Below are 16,255 nucleotides of genomic sequence, written 5' to 3' on the forward strand. Positions count from 1 at the left end.
CAATACCTCTGTAAGTCGCACTATATTAAGTTTCGAATGGCACAATAGCGTACACTTGTACGCCGAACAAGTCCGATCAGCCAATTTATGCGGAAATTTGCGCCGCCAGGCACACATCGCTAAGATCGTGACACTGCCTGTGAGACGAGTAACTTACGTGAAACAATACGCAATACAACCTGCCAACCTTGAATTTAATGCTGAGGGTACACCTGTTTCCCGAGATTTTGATGATGTCTATTTCTCTAATGATAATGGACTGGAGGAAACACGTTATGTTTTTCTCGGTGGAAATCATCTTGCGGAACGCTTCCCCACTCATTCACGGCAATTATTTGTGGTGGCAGAAAGCGGCTTTGGTACCGGTCTCAATTTCCTGACGCTCTGGCAGGCATTCGCCGCCTTTCGCGCTTCACACCCGCAGGCCACGTTAGAACGACTTCATTTTATCAGCTTCGAAAAATATCCCCTGAGTCACCAGGATTTGGTTCAGGCGCATCAGCATTGGCCAGAGCTGGCCCTCTGGGCTGAGCAGTTGCAAGCTCAGTGGCCTCTGCCGCTGGCCGGATGCCATCGTCTGTTTCTGGACGAGGGGCGTGTGACGCTGGATTTATGGTTTGGCGATATCAATGAACTGACCGGACAACTGGATGAGACGCTGAACCAGAAAGTAGACGCCTGGTTCCTCGACGGTTTCGCGCCGGCAAAAAATCCGGATATGTGGACGCAGAATCTGTTTAACGCCATGGCGCGACTGGCCCGTCCTGGCGGTACGCTGGCGACCTTTACCTCCGCAGGTTTTGTGCGTCGAGGTTTACAGGATGCCGGTTTTACCATGCAAAAATGCAAAGGGTTTGGGCGCAAGCGCGAAATGCTTTGCGGTGTGATGGAACAAACCCTGGCACAACAGTCCGCAGCTCCCTGGTTTCTCCGCCGTGGAACCGAAAAACGTGAAGCGGCAATTATCGGCGGCGGCATCGCCAGCGCATTATTGTCGCTGGCGCTGCTACGCCGTGGCTGGCAGGTCACACTGTATTGCGCCGATAAGCAACCCGCGCAGGGTGCCTCCGGTAATCGTCAGGGCGCGCTTTATCCGTTACTCAGCAAACACGACGCGGCCATTAACCACTTCTTTCCTGCTGCGTTCACCTTTGCCCGCCGCCTGTATGACGCCCTGCCCGTTGAGTTTGCACACGACTGGTGTGGCGTCACTCAGTTAGGCTGGGATGAAAAGAGTGAGCAGAAAATCGAACAAATGCTGTCGCAGTTACTGCCCAATGAGTTCGCAAAGGCCGTTGATGCAACACAGATCGAGCAAACCATTGGTCTGTCGGTAAACTGCGGAGGGATCACCTGGCCTCAAGGCGGCTGGCTGTGTCCGGCGGAGTTGACCGCAGCTGTACTAGCCCTGGCCGAAAAACAGGGATTACGTACCCGTTATCAGCATTCTTTGACGACCCTTTCAGGGCAGGAAACAGGCTGGCAGTTGACGTTCGCAGACGGAACACAAGCTAAACATCAGGTTGTTGTCCTGGCAAACGGTCATCAGATTAATCGTTTTGAGCAGACTCAGCCGTTGCCGGTTTACTCCGTTGGGGGTCAGGTGAGCCATATTCCCACCACCTCTGCGCTTTCCGCTCTACGAGAGGTGTTGTGCTATGACGGCTACCTCACCCCGCAAAACCCGGCCAATCAGCAGCACTGTATCGGTGCCAGCTATCACCGGGGCAGTGAAGAGACACACTATCGCGAGGACGACCAGCAACAGAATCGGCAGCGCCTGATTGACTGTTTTCCGCATGCCGAGTGGGCAAAAGAGGTTGATGTGAGCGGAAAAGAGGCGCGCTGCGGCGTGCGCTGTGCCACCCGCGACCACCTGCCCATGGTGGGTAATGTGCCGGACTATGACGCGACGCTCACCCAATATGCAGACCTGGCTGAACACAAGGCTGACGCGGAAAGTGCGCCGGTCTACACGGATCTGTTTATGTTGGGTGCGCTGGGATCGCGTGGGCTGTGCTCTGCCCCACTGTGTGCGGAGATCCTCGCCGCGCAAATGAGTGAGGAGCCAATCCCGATGGATGCGGGCACGCTGGCAGCATTAAACCCGAATCGTTTATGGGTACGGAAGCTATTGAAGGGGAAAGCGGTACAGTGACGGAGCAATGCCGGATAGCGGTGCAGACAGCTTACCCGGCCTACGGGATGTGGGATCATTGGCCGGATAAGACGTCAGGCGTCAATATCCGGCACAATCCGGCACAATTTGCAGCTATTTTACCGTGACCTTCTGGAACAGAGAGTCCCACATCTCCTTCACTAATGCCTGGTCGCGCGGCGAGAGTTCACCCGCGCCAATCGCCTTTTCCAGACTCAGGGTGACATTGGCGTATACCGCTTCGGCGGAATGGTCATCCCCCCCTTCCAGGTCAGCAACGGCTAGCGTCAGGTGGCCACGCAAATACCCACTGGCAAAAAGCTCATCATCACTTGCATGCTCTACCATGTCGTCGATTAATGCCAGAATGCGTGATTCAAACTCCGCGATCATCTTCTTTCCTCATTGTAAACGTGGCGCTGGCTTCAGTTGAGCGCTTCTGGCCACGGGAACTGTTCCACCTTAAGATCAGGCGTGTGATAATAATTCTGTAGCGCTTTAATGAATTGTGCTGGACGCTCAGGGATACCTTTTTCCAGATATTCCATCACTTGAGCATGTACCCGACGCTGAAACACCACGCGGTCCGGCTCAAAGTCGCCTTCCAGATTGTCGCAGCTGACGTTGAACGGATAACCCGCCGCCACGCAAAATAACCAGTCAAATGCCTGTGGTTTCACTTCCACATCTTCAAACTGGCTCTGAGTCTGCGCATCCCGGCCATCCGGGCAGTACCAGTAGCCAAAATCGACGTGCTCCCGACGCGCTTTACCCGCAATGCACCAGTGCGAAATTTCATGCAGGGCGCTGGCGTAAAAGCCGTGGGCAAAGACGATACGGTGATAGGGGATCTCAGCGTCAGCAGGAAGATAGATCGGTTCGTCATCGCCTTTAATCAGACGGGTATTAAACCCATCGGCAAAACAGCCATTAAAAATATCAATTAACTGTTCGTAGTGATGTGTACTGTTCATTAGCTCATCCCCAACCAGTGGAGGATCTCCTGTCCATGGCTATCATAAAGTAGTTTGGTGCTCATCACCGCCGAAACGATAACGATCATGGGCCGAATTAAGGTTTGCCCTTTGCTCAATACCAGTCGGGAGCCCATACGCGCGCCAAGGAACTGGCCAATCAGCATCACAAAGCCGGTCGCCCAGATCACTTTTCCGCCAATGATAAACAATAACAGACCGCCCACGTTTGAGGTGGCGTTAAGTAATTTGGCGTGAGCCGTTGATTTAGCGAGGTTATATCCGCACAGGGTGACAAAAGCCAGTGCGTAAAACGATCCTGCCGCGGGTCCAAAAAAACCATCGTAGAAACCGACGCATCCTCCGGCGATCAGCGCAAAAGGCAGACCGTAAAGACGACGCTGTCTGTCTTCCTCTCCCAGTTTCGGCATCAACAAAAAGTAAAGACCGATACAGATAACCAAAACGGGCAAGATCTGACGCAGCACATCAGATTGCACATGCTGAACCAACAGCGCGCCGCTCATTGAGCCAATGAAGGTCATCGCAATGTTGAGTTTTTGCTCCGCCAGATTGATAACCTTGCGGCGAATAAAATAGATGGTGGCCGAGATGGAGCCGCCACAGGCCTGCAGTTTGTTAGTTGCCAGTGCGTTCGCAGGCGACATTCCCGCCGCCATCAGCGCGGGAATAGTCAGCAGCCCTCCGCCTCCGGCGATTGAATCAATAAAGCCTGCCAGCACCGCGATAAAAAAAAGAACCACCAACAACAGCGGAGACACCATAAACAGGTCTAAAAAGTTGTCCATTAGAGTACATGCTCATCCAGTAGCGCCTGGCAGGAAGGCGGCAACGGTGGCGGTGTCTTCTTCTCAGGCTTGGTTGTTCCAGGTTTCGGCGGCTCGAACCAGCTCTGTAGCTCCGCGCCACATCCATCACCCGGTGGCGGCAATGGTTGATCTTCACACTCAAGGCTGTCGGCTGGGCAGCGTAGTCTGACATGCATATGCGCACGATGCTGGAACCACGGGCGAACCTTACGCAACCAGTCGCGATCGGTCCCGGCATCCAGGCAAAGTTGTTGTTTAATTGCAGGATTGACAAAAATACGCGTGACGTCGTTATCTTCCGCCGCCAGTTTAATCAGATGGGAAATTTCGGGTTTCCACAACGACGGCACGACGTGTTTACCATCCGCCGCCACCAGGTCCAGCGCCTGAGGTCGCAGCAGTTGAGCCTGCGTCCAGCGCGTTTTCGGCAACTGGAGGAAGATATCGACGTCCAGGCCGGTCTGATGGCTGGCATGTCCGCCGTTGAAACGACCGCCAGCAGGCATTCCCATATCGCCAATCAGCACCGTCCCCAACCCCAGTTGGTTCACCTGCGTACTCAGACGCTGGATAAACATCACCAGATCAGGATGGCCGAAATAGCGGCGCTGATCGGTGCGCATCACCTGGTAGGATTCAGACTGTACGGGAAGCGTGTCGGCGCCCACGATACAACCATTCGAAAACCCGCCAATAGATTGCGCGCTTCCCGAGACGGGATGGGTTATTTTTTGCCAGGGCGTCGTCGCCAGGCTGGCACTGCTGACCAACAGGGCCAGCAGTGCAAGTACCGTTTTTTTCATCTGTTACCAGCGTGGTATATCAGTCTTTACATCCGCATTTTGCGCCCGCTGACGCAGCAGGTGATCCATCAAAACGATCGCCAGCATCGCTTCAGCAATCGGGACAGCGCGGATCCCAACACAAGGATCGTGACGCCCTTTGGTTATCATTTCAACTTCATCGCCAAAACGGTTGATCGTGCGCCCTGGCACGGTAATGCTGGAGGTCGGTTTCAGCGCCATGTGTGCCACAATTTGTTGCCCACTGCTGATCCCGCCCAGAATGCCACCGGCATGGTTACTCTGGAAACCCGCTTTGGTGATTTCGTCGCGGTTCTGGCTGCCACGCAGCGAGACCACGTCGAAACCGTCGCCGATTTCCACCCCTTTTACCGCATTGATGCTCATCAGCGCGTGGGCGATGTCGGCGTCCAGACGGTCAAACACTGGCTCACCAAGACCCGGCGGTACGCCGTTCGCCACCACCGTCACTTTTGCGCCAATGGAATCGCCCTCTTTTTTCAGCGCGCGCATCAGTTCATCTAACGCGTCGATTTTGTCCGGATCGGGACAAAAGAACGGGTTAAGCTCTACCTGCGACCAGTCTTTGATCGCCAGCGGAATATCGCCCATCTGGGTCAAACAGCCCTGAATAACGATACCGAATTTCTCGGCCAGATACTTTTTGGCAATCGCTCCTGCCGCAACGCGCATTGCCGTTTCACGGGCAGATGAGCGTCCGCCGCCACGGTAATCACGCAAACCGTATTTCTGCTCATAGGTATAGTCGGCATGGCCTGGACGAAAAACGTCTTTAATGGCGCTATAGTCCTGCGAACGTTGATCGGTGTTTTCAATCAGTAAACCGATGCTGGTGCCAGTGGTGACGCCTTCAAACACACCCGACAGAATTTTCACCTGATCCGGCTCACGACGCTGAGTCGTGTAACGTGAGGTGCCCGGACGACGTCTGTCGAGATCGTGCTGCAAATCAGCCTCTGTCAGCGGGATGCCAGGCGGAACGCCATCGACGATACACCCGAGCGCCAGCCCGTGCGATTCGCCGAAAGTGGTTACGCGAAAGAGTTGTCCAAGTGTATTTCCTGCCATCACGGCTCCGTTATCGTTGTTGTGTGTTTGCGCGTTTGATTAATCTTTGTAGATGCTGAAATGTTCACGAGCCGCAATCAGCTGCGCTTTCGTCAACATGAAGACACCGTCGCCGCCATTGTCGAATTCCAGCCAGGTAAACGGCACATCCGGGTATTGTTCTATCAGATGTACCATGCTGTTTCCGACTTCACAAATCAGAATACCGTCATCAGACAAGTAATCCGGCGCATTGCCCAGGATACGGCGAGTTAGCTTTAATCCATCGGATCCCGATGCCAGACCCAGTTCAGGTTCGTGGCGATATTCACTCGGCAGATCGGACATATCTTCCGCATCGACATACGGCGGATTCGTGACGATCAGGTCGTACTGAACCTTCGGCAGGTCACGGAACACATCAGAACGGATAGGCGTCACGTGATTGAGCAAGCCATGTTCTTCAATGTTGTGTTCGGTCACCGCTAACGCATCGGTGGAAATATCGACGGCATCGACTTCCGCTTCCGGGAAGGCATAGGCGCAGGCAATCGCAATGCAGCCGCTGCCGGTACACATATCCAGAATATGCTTCGGCTGACTATGGATAAGCCCGTCAAAATGATTGTTAATCAGTTCGCCAATCGGCGAGCGCGGTACCAGCACGCGTTCATCCACATAGAATTCGTGACCGCAGAACCAGGCTTTGTTCGTCAGGTAGGCCACCGGAATGCGCTCATTAACGCGACGGATCACACGTTCAACAATGCGGTGACGTTCACTCGGCGTCAGACGCGCGCTACGCATATCTTCAGGAATATCCAGCGGTAAATACAGCGTCGGCAATACCAGTTGAACAGCTTCATCCCAGGGATTATCCGTACCGTGGCCGTACCATACATTTGCCGCGCTAAAACGGCTAACCGCCCAGCGCAACATGTCCTGAATGGTATGCAGTTCACTCACTGCTTCATCGACGAAAATTTTATCCACGTATTCCTCCAGGGCATGCTCGCATTAAATTCGGCGGCTAGTTTGCCACGAAGACGGGGATAAATCAGCATTCACGCAGAGCATGAACACGAAAATTGCGTTTTGGCGGATCGGATATCCCCGGAGTCGGGTAAACTAGCGCAAAACAGAAGATGAGACGCGCGAATGAAAAAGAAAAATCCGCTCAGCGAGGAGGACCAGGCGTTGTTCCGGCAGTTGATGACCGGCACCCGTCAGATTAAGCAGGACACGATTGTTCACCGCCCGCAGCGTAAAAAAATCACCGAGGTTCCGGTTAAGCGACTCCTTTCGGAGCAGGCAGACGCCAGTCACTATTTCTCTGACGAATTTCAGCCTCTGTTGAATACGGATGGTCCGGTAAAATACCTTCGTCCCGACGTCAGCCATTTTGAACTGAAGAAGATGCGCCGTGGCGATTACTCCCCGGAGCTATTTCTCGACTTGCATGGTTTGACCCAGCAACAAGCCAAACAAGAGTTAGGCGCATTGATTGCCGCCTGCCGCCGGGAACATGTGTTTTGCGCCTGCGTGATGCACGGACATGGCAAGCACATCCTTAAACAGCAGACACCGCTATGGCTGGCACAACATCCGCATGTGATGGCTTTTCATCAGGCACCGAAGGAGTATGGCGGCGACGCGGCGCTGCTGGTGTTGATAGAAGTAGAAGAGTGGCTACCACCCGAACTTCCCTGAACCACCAAAACAGAAAGAGCCGCAGCAGCGGCTCTTTTAATCGTTGTGTTTTCCAGAGGGCGGTTTCGCCTTATCCGGCATTTTACCGTTAAATGGCTTTCGCCATTTTCAGATTACATGGACTCATCTGCCAGTTGAAACAGCCTGTACCACTCTCATCAAGCGTGACGCTCGCGATTGCAGACGTGGTAAACATCGGCGGCGTTTCACCCGGACAAAGTTCAGACACGAGATATCCCACCAAAGGTAAGTGAGAGATCACCAGCGCAGTAGCGACACCTTCATTAGCCAGAGCCTGTAGATAGGCGCTGACCAGACCAACATCGCCACAGGGGGTCAACTCCGGCAAAATATCGACGCCCTTCGGCAGGTTCAGACACTCCCCAACGACATCCAGCGTTTGTTCGGCTCGCAGGAACGGGCTCACCAGAACACGTTCGATATCCACTTTTTGACCCTTCAGCCAGTTCGCCATTAGGCGGGACTCGTCACAACCACAAGAGGTTAAGGGACGAACCGAATCACTGGCGGCATCGAGGGCCGCGTCGCCGTGACGCATGATAAAAACTTGCATATTGCACCGCTTTTGTTAACCAGAATCACCCACATTCGTACTCAATACCTTAATGGTAGTGGTAAAAATGCGGTGGCCGGCATTGTGCCTTATCCGCTCACCGAATGAAACGCTGTTTTTACCGTAATGGCGTAAGTATAGTCAATCTCTGTTTACAAATTGAGCATGATACATTCATTCGGTGCGGATTCATCCTACCTTTGACCTTATACTTACAGGTCCGTTCCCCCTCTCTTCCAGAAGCGGTCACCACGCTGCGCCATCTGCAATAGCGGCTCACACGGCGTAAAGCGGTCGCCATATTGCGCGCTTAGCCGTTGCAGTGTTGCAACCACTTCTCCCGCCCCCAGGGAGTCCATATAACGGAACGGGCCGCCAAGAAATGGCGGAAAACCAATACCGAAAACAGCGCCGATGTCACCATCGCGGGCGCTCCGGATAACCTGCTCATCGAAACAACGTGCCGCTTCATTGAGCATTAACATCACGCAACGTTCAGCAATCTGCTGCGCGGAAAACCTGTTCTGCCCTTGCACGCCAATAAGCGTATAAATTGCAGGGTCGACGCGTTTTTTGCTTTTACGCCCTTTTGCACCATAAAGATAGAAACCCCGACCATTTTTTCTACCTTTGCGATCATCATTCAAAATTGAAGCAACAACATTTGCAGGCGCGCTAAAACGTTCTCCGTAAGCCGCCTCCAGTACAGGTATAATTTTAGTGCCTGTATCGATTCCAACCTCATCCAAAAGTTGGATTGGCCCCACCGGAAAACCAAACTTTACGAGCGCGGCGTCGATATGTTCGACGCGCTCCCCTTCTGTCAGCAACCGGATTGCCTCGTTGATATAGGGAGCAAGAATGCGGTTAACGTAGAACCCCGCTTTATCACTCACAACAATAGGCGTTTTACCCTGTTTTTTCGCCAGCTTAACAGTTGTCGCAATTGTCTTCTCAGACGTGGTTGCATGCGGGATTATCTCAACCAGCGGCATTTTTTCTACCGGACTGAAGAAGTGCATGCCGATGACCTGTTCCGGTCTGAGGGCCTTTGCGGCAATATCCCCAATCGGTAAAGATGAGGTGTTAGAAGCAAAAATCGTGTGAGACGCACAATTCTGCTCAACTTCCTCCACCATCCGTTGTTTTAACGAAAGATCTTCAAACACGGCCTCAATAACCAGATCCCGGTGAGAGAAACCGCGATAATCGGTAGAGCCCGAAATTAACGCCAGCTGTTTGTCACGTTCGCTTGCCTTGATATGGCGGCGGCGCACTTTCGTTTCAAGTTGATCCCAGGTGTACTTCAGCGCGTGATTGATTCCTTTCGTATTAATGTCTTTGATGCGAACTGGCACGCCGCCTTTACAGGCCGTAACATAGGCAATACCGCCGCCCATTAATCCACCGCCAAGGATCCCTACGCTGTCGAGCGAGCCGGGTTGCGCGTCGCTGCCTGGGTCTTTTTTCACCTCTGTGCTGGCAAAGAAGATATTACGTAAGGCTTTTGACTCTGACGTCATCGCCAGCTCGCCGAACGCACGAGCTTCCGCGTCATACCCGCTGCTGCTCCCCTGCGCCAGCCCGGTTTCTAACACGTCAAGAATACGGTCGGTGGCAGGATAGTTACCCTGCGTTTTCTGCGCCGTCTGTTTCCTGACCATACGAAATAACAGTGCACGCCCCAGCGGGCCTGCAAGAATGCGTTCACGAATCGGTAATTCACGATGCGCAGACCGATCCTGTTTGGCTAACTCAACAGCGGCTTCCAGCAAAATGGAATGGGGAACAACCTCATCCACCAGCCCCGCCTTCAGCGCCTGTTTGGCACGCAGTTGCTTGCCGGTGAGGATCATATCCAGCGCGGTACTTACCCCGACCAGGCGCGGCAGTCGCTGCGTGCCGCCCGAGCCAGGCAACAGCCCAAGCTGTACTTCCGGCAGGCCCAGAACTGTTTTTGCATCATCGGTACAAATGCGCTGATGACAGGCCAGCGCCATCTCAAGCCCCCCGCCCAGACACGCACCATGAATGGCGGCAATGACCGGGATTGGCAACGCGTTAATTTCGGACATTATCTGCTGGCCCTGACGTGCGAGGGTTTCAGCCTCCTGAGCGCTGCGGCAATGACCAATCATATTAATATCGGCGCCAGCAATAAAATTATCTGGCTTTGCAGAAATGAACACCACACCCCGCAATGCTTTGTTTTCACGGATTTGTTTCAGAATGGCGCGAACCTGAGCCGCAAATTCTGCTTTTAAGGTGTTCATCTTTTCGCCGGGAACGTCCATAGAAACGACGGCGACATTATCCAGACGCACGTTAAGCGTAAAAGCCGATGTCATTTCCATTATTCCGCCTCCAGAACCATTGCCGCACCCAGACCACCCGCCGCGCAGGCAGTAACTAAACCGAAGCCCCCGCCCCGACGCCGTAATTCGTGTAATGTCTGGGTGATCATGCGTGCACCTGTGGCGGCAAACGGGTGACCATAGGCAATCGACCCGCCCAGCACGTTGAATTTGCTGTCATCCACTTCACCGGTTGCATGTGCCCGTCCCAAAACGTCACGGGCAAAACGTTCGCTGCCAAGCAGTTGAATATTGGCCAGCGTCTGGGCGGCAAACGCTTCATGCATGTCAATAAGCGTTAAATCGGCCATCGTTAATCCAGCACGCTCCAGAGCCAGCGGTGTAGACCATGCGGGACCCAATAACATGTCCTGCCACACATCAATGGCGGTAAAGGCGTAGCTGCGCAGATACCCCAACGGGACCAGTCCCAGTTCCCGGGCGCGAGATTCCGTCATTAAAATAACGGCAGCCGCACCGTCCGTCAGCGGCGTGCTGTTAGCCGCCGTCACAGTACCGTGTTTTTTGTCGAACGCGGGACGCAGTTTGGCGTAATCAGCCAGCGTAGAGTTACCGCGAATATTATTGTCTTCTGAGAAAGGATCGTTAAAGGGCGGCGCCCAGGTAGTCATGACTTCATCCGCTAACTTACCTTCGGCCCACGCCTGAGCGGCACGCTGGTGAGAACGGTGCGCCAGCGCATCCTGCTGTTCACGGGTAATGCCATACGTTTTCGCCATTTGTTCGGCGGTATCCCCCATCCGCAACCCCGTCGAATACTCCGCCACGGCAGGAGGAACCGGCATCAGGTCGCGTAAACGCAGGCGGGAAAAGAGTTTGAGTCGCTGACCGGTCGTTCTGGCTTTATTGACGTCCACCAGCACGCGCGCCAGCTTTTTGCTCACACCAATGGGCAACACGGAGGAAGAATCGGCCCCACCGGCAATACCCGCACGGATAGTGCCCGTTATCAGGCTCTCGGCCACATTCGCCACCGCCTGAAAACTGGTCGCACAGGCCCGGCTCACGCTGTAGGCGTCCGTATGAACGTTCATCCCGGTACCCAGCACGATTTCGCGCGCAATGTTTGGCGCTTCAGGCATTTGTACAACCTGGCCAAAAACCAGTTGTTCAATCACGTCGGGGGGGATTTCACTGCGCGCCAGCAATTCACCTACCACCATTTTCCCCAAATCAACGGCGGGAATGCCATGAAATGCAGTAGCCTGCCGGGCAAACGGTGTACGTAAACCGCTGACAATGGCAATACGATCGCCCTGACGGGTGACCAGTGGTAAAGCCTGACTCATAACACTCCCCTGTAAAAAATATTTTAAGTGGTCTGACCTGATCACAGTCTTAACCAATTTTTTACATTTAGCCAAGGGGAGACATTAGAAAGTGCGAGCTATGGCACAGTGAATAGTTACATAGCGTTACGAAAACACCCCTGCCAGTATTTGACAAGGGTGTTTGAAAGGAGGGGATTAACGCAAGCCCAGCTGGAAGATCAGCGTTTCAGCTTCGCAGGCGAAGACAAAATCGATATCCAGACGCACACCTTCAGACTCTTCAGTAAAAGTGGAGGTGATTTGGCAAGGTTCGGATTCCACGCTACGCGCTTTCTCCGTCAACGCAGCCAGCGTTTCTTCAGCTTGCGCGCGGTTCGCGAACACACGGCTGTACGACGCGGTGCAGTCGGAGTTGTCCATAATGGTCCCAACGTCCATACAGCAGCAAACCGGGGTTTCATCAGCACTGCATTTACTCATTGTAGATTTCCTCTGTATTCGCACCATAGGTGCCAGATAAACGCTGGGGATATTTTACGCTCCCGCCATTCACCTCTCCAGTCGTTAATGATGTGAAATGGGATAAGTGAGCGAAATCACACTTAAAAATGATCTAAAACAAAAATCACCTAAACGGGTGAGTGCGCATACCCCCAATTTTGCCAGCTGGATCGCGTTTCTAAGATCACAATTGAAAAATTTTATAAACATACTTGCAACATTCTATCTGGTCAGACCTATACTCTCGCCACTGGTCTGATTTCTCTGTCGTACCTCAGACCCTACACTTCGCGCTCCTGTTACGGCATGTAACATTGTTTGAATAAAAATAAATCAATGAGGTTATGGTCATGAGCCAGAAAACCCTGTTTACAAAGTCTGCTCTCGCAGTCACAGTGGCAATCATCTCCACACAGGCCTGGTCTGCAGGCTTTCAGTTAAACGAATTTTCTTCCTCTGGCCTTGGCCGGGCCTATTCGGGCGAAGGTGCTATCGCAGACGACGCGGGTAACGTCAGTCGTAACCCTGCGTTAATCACCATGTTCGATCGCCCGACGTTCTCAGCCGGTGCTGTGTATATCGATCCTGATGTTAATATTAGCGGACGTTCGCCGTCAGGTCGTAGTCTGGACGCAGATAACATCGCGCCAACTGCCTGGGTTCCGAACGTACATTTCGTTGCGCCAATTAACGATCAGTTTGGTATCGGGGCATCTATTACCTCTAACTACGGTCTGGCCACCGAGTTTAACGATACTTACACCGCAGGTTCAGTTGGCGGTACGACCGACCTCGAAACCATGAACATGAATTTAAGCGGCGCGTATCGCTTAAATGAAAGCTGGAGCTTTGGTCTCGGTCTGAATGCCGTCTATGCCCGCGCTAAAATTGATCGCTATGCCGGTGACTTAGGTCAACTGGTTGCGGGTCAGATTATGCAGTCTCCTCTCGGGCAGACCCCGCAAGGCCAGCAATTGGCAGCGACAGCAAACGGTATCCCAAGCGACACCAATATTGCTCACCTGAACGGTAATCAGTGGGGCTTTGGCTGGAACGCCGGTATCCTTTATGAAGTCGACAAAAACAACCGCTACGCATTAACCTACCGTTCTGAAGTGAAAATCGACTTCAAAGGTAACTACAGTAGCGATCTGAACAGTGGACTCAACAGTTTTGGCCTCCCAATCCCGACCGCCACTGGCGGTTCAACCCAGTCAGGCTATTTAACGCTAAACCTGCCTGAAATGTGGGAAATCTCCGGTTATAACCGCGTTGCGCCGCAATGGGCGATTCACTATAGCCTGGCGTACACCAGCTGGAGTCAGTTCCAGGAGCTGAAAGCGACATCGACCAGTGGCGACACGCTGTTCCAGAAAGATGAAGGCTTTAAAGATGCTTACCGTATCGCGTTAGGTACCACCTATTATTACGATGATAACTGGACGTTCCGCACCGGTATCGCGTTTGATGATAGCCCAGTCCCGGCCGATAAGCGTTCCATCTCTATTCCGGATCAGGACCGTTTCTGGCTGAGCGCAGGTACGACTTACGCCTTCAATAAAGATGCCTCTATTGATGTCGGCGTCTCTTACATGCACGGTCAAAGCGTTACGATCAACGAAGGCCCATACCAGTTCGAATCTGAAGGTAAGGCCTGGCTGTTCGGCACCAACTTTAACTACGCGTTCTAAGTTTATCCCGGACATAAAAAAAGGTGAGCTTCAGGCTCACCTTTTTTATTGGCCTCAGACCATCACTCAGAATCAATATCTTTGAGATCGTCCTGAATCGCCTGCGCGTTCGGGTTTTCCTGAGGTTTAAGCTTCCCGCCATTGGCGATGAAATCATGGCGCTGGAAGTACGCTTCACGCACCATAATATAGGGGTCGGAAGACTGGCGCAGCAGGCCATCAGAATCGAGAAGCTGTGCGCGGGTCTCAATCCCTTCCAGCGTCCATTTACCGATAGACATCGGCCAGGTCAGCCAGGAAAGTACAGGATAAAGATCATCCACCATGTCGCCGCCGTCGTCACGAAGCGTGAAGCTGCCATAGAACGGAAGCTGCATGTACGGCCCGTAACCCACGTCATAGTGCCCTAACGTACTGCCGAAACGGTGAGGTTCAGCACGCTGCAGTTTCGGATTCGCCATTCCCGCAACATCAATAAAGCCGCCCATCCCCAACAGGGTGTTCAGGAAGAATCGGGTGAAATGCACCATCCCCTGATAAGGATCGCCCTGCAGGAAGTAGTTCACCATTACCGCGGGTTCTTCAAGGTTGCCGGTGAAGTTGCTCAGACCATTTCGCGCAGGCTGAGGAACATAGTCACGCCAGGCGACAGCGACCGGTCGAACGACATACGGATCCAACACATTGAAGTTGAAGTTGTACATGGTGCGGTTGAACCCTTCAAACGGGTCGGAACGCCCCTGCTGTTCTGTACCGGAACTCGCACACCCCACCAGCAGTGTGGTTCCCAGCGCAAGCGCCGACAGGCGAAGCTTCATAAATGTCTCCCTGTTGATTATGGCTATCGCTGATTGCCATCCATGACGGTACGAAAACGTATCCGCCTGTTTAGGTGTGAGCGATTGTAACAGCACGTCAAACGATGTCTATATACCCAATCTCGTTGATCTGATCATAGCCTGGTAACGCAACGCTCGTAATGCCTCTATTTTAACTGACGGCGAAAAACCAAACGTTACCATTTTTGCGATTTCAAAGTATGTATCTCTTCCGTGAATAAAAAGTCGCTACGCTTTAGCTATACGTGCTCATAACAGGGTGACCCGATGGACAAGCTCAGCAGCGATAAAATCGATCGGAACAGCGATGGACTTGAAGTAGAAAGCGAAGAGAAACAGCGCGGCAAGAAAATTGAGCTCGACGAAGATCGCCTCCCCTCGCGGGCAATGGCCATACATGAGCACATCCGTCAGGATGGCGAGAAAGAACTGGAGCGCGACGCTATGGCGCTGCTGTGGTCGGCGATTGCTGCCGGTCTCTCCATGGGGGCCTCTTTACTGGCAAAAGGGATTTTTCATGTTCAGCTGGATGATGTTCCCGGCCGCTTTTTACTCGAGAACCTTGGTTATACCTTTGGCTTTATCATTGTCATCATGGCACGCCAACAACTGTTCACAGAGAATACCGTAACGGCTGTCCTTCCCATCATGCACAAGCCAACGCCAGGCAATATCGGCTTGCTGATGCGACTCTGGGGAATTGTGCTGCTGGGCAATATTCTCGGCACCGGCATCGCGGCCTGGGCCTTTGAATATATGCCAATATTTGATGAAGAAACGCGGGACGCTTTTGTCAGCATCGGTATGGCGGTGATGAAAAACAGTCCGTCAGAAATGTTTGCCAACGCGATCATTTCGGGATGGCTGATTGCCACCATGGTGTGGATGTTTCCGGCTGCCGGGGCCGCAAAAATCGTGGTGATCATCCTGATGACCTGGCTCATCGCGCTGGGTGATACCACGCACATTGTCGTCGGGTCGGTTGAAATTCTCTATCTAGTGTTTAACGGCACGCTACACTGGAGCGACTTTTTTTGGCCCTTCGCCCTCCCCACACTCGCCGGAAACATCTGCGGTGGTACTTTTATCTTTGCGCTGATGAGTCACGCGCAAATTCGCAACGATATGAGCACCAAACGTAAAGAAGAGGCCAGACAACGCGCCGAGGATAATGAGCGACAGCAGAAAAACCAGAAAAAACAGTCCTGAATGGCGACGGTTTGAGCAGTCAGGCGGCCTTATACTTACCGCGCTGCATAAAAAACGCTATACTCGTGCCGCTTCGTCTCCTTAGTTAAATGGATATAACGAGCCCCTCCTAAGGGCTAGTTGCAGGTTCGATTCCTGCAGGGGACACCATGACCACATTTAACGCCCCCCATCAAATGATCTTACCCGCGAATAGTGGACACGCGACTAAGTGAGTAAACTCTCAATCAGAGGTGACTCATGACAAAACCA

At 52.9% G+C, this 16,255-nt stretch carries 15 protein-coding genes and 1 tRNA gene; 5 read left to right on the forward strand and 11 right to left on the reverse strand.

Annotated features, from left to right (window positions below; genetic code table 11):
- The first annotated feature begins 157 nt into the window (after positions 1-157).
- A complete protein-coding gene (gene mnmC, locus AC07NP_RS12495; protein WP_494660658.1) occupies positions 158-2,158 on the forward strand; it encodes a bifunctional tRNA (5-methylaminomethyl-2-thiouridine)(34)-methyltransferase MnmC2/FAD-dependent 5-carboxymethylaminomethyl-2-thiouridine(34) oxidoreductase MnmC1 in 2,001 nt (666 codons plus the stop codon).
- 114 nt (positions 2,159-2,272) lie between these two features.
- On the opposite strand, the gene AC07NP_RS12500 is transcribed toward mnmC, so the two are convergent.
- From AC07NP_RS12500 to prmB, 6 genes are read right to left on the reverse strand one after another with little or no spacing between them, the layout of a single operon-like run.
- Complete coding sequence (locus AC07NP_RS12500) at positions 2,273-2,551, reverse strand: YfcL family protein (protein ID WP_494660659.1); 279 nt, start codon at positions 2,549-2,551, stop codon at positions 2,273-2,275.
- Positions 2,552-2,583: 32 nt separating this feature from the next.
- On the reverse strand, positions 2,584-3,132 hold the full coding sequence (locus tag AC07NP_RS12505; protein ID WP_494660660.1) for an elongation factor P hydroxylase: 549 nt from the start codon (positions 3,130-3,132) through the stop codon (positions 2,584-2,586).
- Positions 3,132-3,941, reverse strand: coding sequence for a sulfite exporter TauE/SafE family protein (locus AC07NP_RS12510; RefSeq protein ID WP_203360544.1), 810 nt, complete (start codon positions 3,939-3,941; stop codon positions 3,132-3,134). Before AC07NP_RS12510 ends, AC07NP_RS12505 begins: the two co-directional genes overlap by 1 nt.
- Positions 3,941-4,765 carry a penicillin-insensitive murein endopeptidase gene (mepA, locus tag AC07NP_RS12515; RefSeq protein WP_494660661.1) on the reverse strand — a complete coding sequence of 275 codons (825 nt, stop codon included), beginning with the start codon at positions 4,763-4,765 and terminating at the stop codon, positions 3,941-3,943. Before mepA ends, AC07NP_RS12510 begins: the two co-directional genes overlap by 1 nt.
- A gap of 3 nt (positions 4,766-4,768) precedes the next feature.
- Positions 4,769-5,854 carry a chorismate synthase gene (gene aroC / locus AC07NP_RS12520; RefSeq protein WP_494660662.1) on the reverse strand — a complete coding sequence of 362 codons (1,086 nt, stop codon included), beginning with the start codon at positions 5,852-5,854 and terminating at the stop codon, positions 4,769-4,771.
- Between the two features lie 39 nt (positions 5,855-5,893).
- A complete protein-coding gene (gene prmB, locus AC07NP_RS12525; RefSeq protein WP_203360542.1) occupies positions 5,894-6,826 on the reverse strand; it encodes a 50S ribosomal protein L3 N(5)-glutamine methyltransferase in 933 nt (310 codons plus the stop codon).
- 165 nt (positions 6,827-6,991) lie between these two features.
- Here prmB and smrB point away from each other — a divergent pair, with 165 nt between their 5' ends.
- Complete coding sequence (gene smrB, locus AC07NP_RS12530; RefSeq protein ID WP_192612936.1) at positions 6,992-7,543, forward strand: endonuclease SmrB; 552 nt, start codon at positions 6,992-6,994, stop codon at positions 7,541-7,543.
- 88 nt (positions 7,544-7,631) lie between these two features.
- On the opposite strand, the gene sixA is transcribed toward smrB, so the two are convergent.
- The 4 genes from sixA to AC07NP_RS12550 form a co-directional block, all read right to left on the reverse strand.
- On the reverse strand, positions 7,632-8,117 hold the full coding sequence (gene sixA, locus AC07NP_RS12535; RefSeq protein WP_192612937.1) for a phosphohistidine phosphatase SixA: 486 nt from the start codon (positions 8,115-8,117) through the stop codon (positions 7,632-7,634).
- 212 nt (positions 8,118-8,329) lie between these two features.
- Entirely contained in the window at positions 8,330-10,471 is a 2,142-nt protein-coding gene (gene fadJ / locus AC07NP_RS12540; RefSeq protein WP_494660663.1) for a fatty acid oxidation complex subunit alpha FadJ, read from the reverse strand.
- Positions 10,471-11,781 (reverse strand): acetyl-CoA C-acyltransferase FadI, encoded by a 1,311-nt coding sequence (fadI, locus tag AC07NP_RS12545; protein WP_301697934.1) that lies wholly within the window; start codon positions 11,779-11,781, stop codon positions 10,471-10,473. The genes fadJ and fadI overlap by 1 nt, the downstream gene beginning before the upstream one ends.
- Before the next feature lie 177 nt (positions 11,782-11,958).
- Positions 11,959-12,243 carry a YfcZ/YiiS family protein gene (locus AC07NP_RS12550; RefSeq protein WP_162383127.1) on the reverse strand — a complete coding sequence of 95 codons (285 nt, stop codon included), beginning with the start codon at positions 12,241-12,243 and terminating at the stop codon, positions 11,959-11,961.
- A gap of 371 nt (positions 12,244-12,614) precedes the next feature.
- Between AC07NP_RS12550 and fadL the strand changes: the two genes are divergently transcribed.
- Positions 12,615-13,955, forward strand: a complete 1,341-nt coding sequence (fadL, locus tag AC07NP_RS12555; RefSeq protein ID WP_203360538.1) for a long-chain fatty acid transporter FadL — start codon at positions 12,615-12,617, stop codon at positions 13,953-13,955.
- A gap of 62 nt (positions 13,956-14,017) precedes the next feature.
- Here fadL and mlaA read toward each other — a convergent pair whose 3' ends face one another.
- Positions 14,018-14,773, reverse strand: coding sequence for a phospholipid-binding lipoprotein MlaA (mlaA, locus tag AC07NP_RS12560; protein WP_162383129.1), 756 nt, complete (start codon positions 14,771-14,773; stop codon positions 14,018-14,020).
- A 288-nt stretch (positions 14,774-15,061) separates the two neighbouring features.
- Between mlaA and AC07NP_RS12565 the strand changes: the two genes are divergently transcribed.
- Both AC07NP_RS12565 and AC07NP_RS12570 read left to right on the forward strand, forming a co-directional pair.
- On the forward strand, positions 15,062-16,003 hold the full coding sequence (locus AC07NP_RS12565; protein WP_301697930.1) for a formate/nitrite transporter family protein: 942 nt from the start codon (positions 15,062-15,064) through the stop codon (positions 16,001-16,003).
- Between the two features lie 75 nt (positions 16,004-16,078).
- A tRNA-Arg gene (locus tag AC07NP_RS12570) sits at positions 16,079-16,153 on the forward strand.
- The last annotated feature ends 102 nt before the right edge of the window (positions 16,154-16,255 follow it).

The sequence above is a fragment of the Citrobacter sp. GW821-FHT07H02 genome, assembly GCF_059418505.1.